This is a genomic window from Nonomuraea mesophila (assembly GCF_004352805.1).
In the GTDB taxonomy this organism is placed as follows: Bacteria; Actinomycetota; Actinomycetes; order Streptosporangiales; family Streptosporangiaceae; genus Nonomuraea; species Nonomuraea longispora.
In genome coordinates, this window is sequence record NZ_SMLD01000312.1 from 1 (window position 1) to 4,711 (window position 4,711).

The following is a 4,711-nucleotide window of genomic DNA, read 5'->3' on the forward strand; positions in this document are numbered from 1 at the left end:
TGAGCACCCCTTCGACCCGCCCGCCCCGCTTCGCGACCTCGCCGCCCAGGGGCCGCTGCACCCGCTCGGCTTCCCCGACGGTCACATCGGCTGGGTGACGACCAGCCGCGACCTCGCCCGTGCCGTGCTGGCCGACCAGCGCTTCAGCGCCCGGCAGGATTTGCGTCACCTGCCCTTCGAACACTCACTCGGCGAGGACCCCGCCGCGCCGATGCTGCCCGGGATGTTCCTGCGCCTCGACCCGCCCGACCACACCCGCTACCGCAGGCTGCTGACCGCCCACTTCACCGTGCGCCGGCTCAACGGGCTGACCCCGCGGATCCAGCAGATCGCCGACGAGTGCCTGGACGCGATGGAGCGGGCGGGCTCCCCGGCCGACCTGGTCCAGCACTTCGCCCTGCCGATCCCCTCGCTGGTGATCTGCGAACTGCTCGGCGTGCCGTACGCCGACCGGTCGGAGTTCCAGAGCACCACGGAGACGATGGTCCGCCTGGACACGTCCAAGGAGGAGTTCATGGCCGCCATGAACCACCTCTACGGCTATTTTCGCCGGCTGGTCGCGGCCAAGCGCGCCGACCCTGGGGATGATCTGCTCAGCGCGCTCGTCACCGGCAGCGACCTGACCGACGAGGAAGTCACCGGCGTCGGGCTGGTGCTGCTCATCGCCGGGCACGAGACGACCGCCAACATGATCGCCCTCGGCACCTACGCCCTGCTGCGCCATCCGGACCAGCTCGCCGCCCTGCGCGCCGACCCCACACTGATCGACGGCGCGGTCGAGGAACTGCTGCGATACCTGTCCATCATCCAGTTCGGCGCTCAGCGCACCGCGCTTGAGGACGTCGAACTGGAGGGCGTGACCGTCAGGAAGGGCCAGACGGTGGTGATCTCCATCCCGATGGCCAACCGTGACCCCGGACAGTTCGACGACCCCGACACCCTCGACCTGACCAGGCAGGCCACCGGCCACGTGGGCTTCGGCCACGGAGTGCACCAGTGCCTCGGCCAGCAGCTGGCCAGGATCGAGATGCGGGTCGCGTACGCGGCGCTGTTCCGCCGGTTTCCCGGCCTGCGCCTGGCCGTGCCCGAGGAGGAGCTCGCGATGAGGACCGACATGGCCATCTACGGGGTGCACCGGCTGCCGGTGGCCTTCGATCCCGCCTGAGGCCGCCCTGCCGGGGAGGTGCCGCGGCCCGGCGGTAATTTGTTCGACGCCGGGCCGGCGGGCTGCCTACTGTTGGGCACCCGAGCATCATCGTCATGGAGGTAAGCAGGATGGGACGTACGGCATGACGGGAGCGGCGGAGCCGGAGTTCACGCAGGAGCGCGTCTGGGACGCCGAGACCGCCCGGCGCTATGACACGCCGGGCACCGGCATGTTCGCGCCCGAGGTGCTGGAGCCGGCCGTGAGCCGGCTCGCGGAGCTCGCGGGCGGCGGGCGGGCGCTTGAGTTCGCCATCGGGACCGGCCGCGTGGGCGTGCCGCTCGCCGAGCGCGGGGTGCCGGTCACCGGCATCGAGCTGTCCGCGCCGATGATCGAGCAGCTGCGTACGAAGGTCGACGAGGCGACGATCCCGGTGATCGCCGGCGACATGGCGACCGCCTCCGCGCCGGGGACGTACTCGCTGGTCTATCTCGTCTTCAACACCATCTCCAACCTGCTCACCCAGGCCGAGCAGGTCGCGTGTTTCCGCAACGCCGCCCGCCATCTCGAGCCCGGCGGCCGGTTCGTCATCGAGCTGGGGGTGCCCCAGCTGCGCAAGCTGCCGCCGGGCCAGCCGGCGGTGATCTACACCATCGAGCCCGGCTACGTCGGCCTCGCCACCTATGACGTGGTGCGCCAGCGGCTCGTGTCGCACCACTTCACCTTCGACAACGGCAGGCAGGTCGAGCTGTTCCGCAGCCCGCACCGCTACATCTGGCCGGCCGAGCTCGATCTCATGGCGCAGCTGGCCGGGTTCGAGCTGGAGTCGAGGCACGCCGACTGGACCGGAGGCGAGTTCACCGCCGAGTCGATCTCGCACGTCTCCGTCTACCGCCTGCAGCCGGACCGCTGACCCCCGGCCGGTCCCGCGAAGCTCCTCCTGCCGTTTCGCGGGGCCGGCGTCCGGCCGGCCCGCACGGGGTCCCATCATCATTCGGAAAGCCTGCGACTATTATTGGTCGCGGTGGCGATGATCTCCATCACATCCGCATTGTGGGCAAAAATGTCGCAGCCGGCTCAACCGTGCAGGTCATCACCGCTAACTTGACGTTAACCACGTGTTTCGCGCAGGCAGAAATTCGCGGGCAGGTGGATCAACAGGTGGACAAGGAGCGGCGGGCGGCAGATATTGGAGCAGGAGGTTTTCATGGATGTGCGCCTTGACCATCTCGTCTGCTGGGTTGCCGACCAGCGAAGGTCCCTGCATTTCTACGAGCAGGTGCTCGGGCTGCCCGGAGTGCGGACGGAGGAGTTTCGCGATGGAAAGGCGGCTTTTCCCAGCGTACGGATCTCGGCCGAGACGATCCTCGATCTCATCGCGTACGACGCCTTAAGGGGCGTGGACGAGCACACCGGTGTGAAGGGCAGCTCCGGACATCCGATCAACCATTTCTGCCTGTCGGTGAGCAGGGAGGATTTCGACGCCCTCCAGGTCCGGTTGAAACAGCACGGAGTGGAGATCTCCGGCACCGCCACCAACATCTTCGGTGCCCGGGGCATCGCTCCCGAGGCGATTTACTTTCCCGATCCCGATGGGAACGTGCTGGAAGTCCGCTATTACGATTGATCGTTTTCCCGGGGCGGCCGGCACGGTGGAGGGCCGGGAAGTGTCGGCCGCGTCTGGTACACAGTCGGCATGGGTGTGAGCGTCGATGAGTTCCTCGCGTTGCTGGACGAGTTGCCCGAGGTCCGCATGAGCCATGGCGGCGAGTGGATCGGGCTGAAGGTCCATGACAAGGGCTTCGGCTACCTGTGGGAGGCGACCGAGACCGTCGGGCTCAAGGCCACGATCGAGGAGCAGATCGCCCTCGTGGCCGAGCGGCCCGAGGTGTTCGAGGTGCAGTTCACGGCCGGAAGGTTCGGGTGGGTGGTGGTCCACCTCGACAAGATCGACGGCGACGAGCTGTTCGAGCTGGTGGCCGAGGCCTGGTGCCTGACCGCGCCGAAACAGCTCGTGGCCGACTTCGAAGCCACCCACCAAATCGGGCAACGGTTGCAGTCTGGATAATCTCGGGCAGTGACCCCTGTGAACATCCGGCTGCGGGAATGGCGTGACAACGACGCGCCGGCCGTGCTGCACGCCTTCCAGTCGCCCGACCTGCGGCACCAGTCGCCGTGGCCCGTCGTCACCCTCCAGGACGCCGTGGGCTGGATCGCCTCTTGGGCGGGGGCCGGCCACGCCTTCGCCGTCACGGTGGACGGGCAGGTGGCGGGCAACGTCGCGGTCGCCGGGATCGACGCCCACGACAACGGGTGGGTGTCCTACTGGGTCGTGCCCGCCTTCAGGGGGCGGGGTGTCGCGACGGCGGCCACCGGCGAGCTGGCCAGGTGGGCGTTCGCGGAGCGCGGCCTCTACCGGCTGGAGCTGGGGCACCGCACCACCAATCCGGCCTCGTGCCGGGTCGCCACCAAGGCGGGCTTCCGCCCGGAGGGGATCGAGCGCGGCAAGCTCTGCTACGAGGGCGTGCGCTACGACGTCGAACGCCACGCCCGCCTCGCGACGGACCGCTGACCCCGCATGCCACTGCGCCTCGCGACGGACCGCTGACCCGCATGCCACTGCGCCCGGCGTCCGTCCGCTGCCCCGCATGTCACTCCGCCCGCTACAGCCTGCTGAGCTCATACGTCCGCGCCTCGGGCGTGCCTGGTCAGTCGTGGGCGGGCTGATCTACCCTGTGCAGGGTGGACAGCGAGAGTCTGGCGGCGGCCGGGCTGCTGGCGGCCCTCGGCCGGGCGTCGGAGATCCTCGCGGAGTTACATCATCCTTTCGTGAGGAGCGAGCGCTTCTCCTACTTCTTCCCTCCCGCGGGTGCCAGGACCGGCACCACCTTCACCCTGCCCGACGGCCGTGAGATGCGGTTCGAGGTGTCCATCGCCGCCGCGGACGGCGCCTTCCACGTGACGGGTGAGATCACGGCCGAGGGCGAGTCCCTGCTCGACCTGCCGCGCAAGAGCGTGCCCGGCCTCGGCGACGCTCTCGCGGTGCTCGACGACTACGCGGGGGAGGTGGCGGCCCCGGCGGGACGGCTGATCGACCAGCTTCTCGACGGCATTGTCTGATTGTCAGACAGTAAGGCACAATGGCGGTCATGAGGATGGGACCGCTCGCCGTCGTGGGCGCCTCCGTGCTGTGGGGCACGGCGGGCACGGCCGGGCTGCTCGTGTCCGCCGACTCCGTGGCCCTGGCCGCCGCGCGGCTCGTCATCGGGGGAACGGCGCTCGCCCTCCACGCCGGAGCCGGTCTCAGGAGCGCGATCAGGCCGGGCCTGCTGCTGGGCGCCGTCGCGGTGGCCGCCTACCAGCTCTGCTACTTCGCGGCGGTCGCCCGCACCGGCGTGGCGATCGGCACGGTGGTCGCGATCGGCAGCGGGCCCGTCTTCACCGGGCTGCTCTCCTGGCTGCTGCACGGCCGCCGGCCGAGCGGGCGCTGGACCGCGGCGACCACGGCGGCCATCTGTGGGTCGGCCGCGCTGATCGTCGGAGGCGGGGCGCAGGCGGGCGGGGAGG

At 69.7% G+C, this 4,711-nt stretch carries 7 protein-coding genes; all 7 read left to right on the forward strand.

The genetic code is table 11. The features are described from left to right. A partial coding sequence (locus tag E1295_RS47130) for a cytochrome P450 (RefSeq protein WP_132641769.1) occupies positions 1–1,165 on the forward strand: 1,165 nt, incomplete at its 5' end. A gap of 124 nt (positions 1,166–1,289) precedes the next feature. After that, a complete protein-coding gene (locus tag E1295_RS47135) occupies positions 1,290–2,057 on the forward strand; it encodes a class I SAM-dependent DNA methyltransferase (protein WP_132641771.1) in 768 nt (255 codons plus the stop codon). A gap of 294 nt (positions 2,058–2,351) precedes the next feature. Continuing rightward, positions 2,352–2,771 (forward strand): VOC family protein, encoded by a 420-nt coding sequence (locus E1295_RS47140; RefSeq protein WP_132641773.1) that lies wholly within the window; start codon positions 2,352–2,354, stop codon positions 2,769–2,771. A 69-nt stretch (positions 2,772–2,840) separates the two neighbouring features. Continuing rightward, complete coding sequence (locus E1295_RS47145) at positions 2,841–3,212, forward strand: MmcQ/YjbR family DNA-binding protein (RefSeq protein WP_132641775.1); 372 nt, start codon at positions 2,841–2,843, stop codon at positions 3,210–3,212. 9 nt (positions 3,213–3,221) lie between these two features. Further along, positions 3,222–3,716 carry a GNAT family N-acetyltransferase gene (locus E1295_RS47150; protein WP_132641777.1) on the forward strand — a complete coding sequence of 165 codons (495 nt, stop codon included), beginning with the start codon at positions 3,222–3,224 and terminating at the stop codon, positions 3,714–3,716. 170 nt (positions 3,717–3,886) lie between these two features. Next, entirely contained in the window at positions 3,887–4,264 is a 378-nt protein-coding gene (locus E1295_RS47155; protein WP_132641779.1) for a hypothetical protein, read from the forward strand. Positions 4,265–4,293: 29 nt separating this feature from the next. Then, positions 4,294–4,711: DMT family transporter (locus tag E1295_RS47160; protein WP_132641781.1), on the forward strand; the 418-nt coding region annotated here is incomplete at its 3' end.

Bases quoted from the DNA above. Each gene is read 5' to 3' on its own strand.
- E1295_RS47135 (WP_132641771.1), top strand. From the start codon at position 1,290: ATGACGGGAGCGGCGGAGCCGGAGTTCACGCAGGAGCGCGTCTGGGAC.
- E1295_RS47140 (WP_132641773.1), top strand. From the start codon at position 2,352: ATGGATGTGCGCCTTGACCATCTCGTCTGCTGGGTTGCCGACCAGCGA.
- E1295_RS47145 (WP_132641775.1), top strand. From the start codon at position 2,841: ATGGGTGTGAGCGTCGATGAGTTCCTCGCGTTGCTGGACGAGTTGCCC.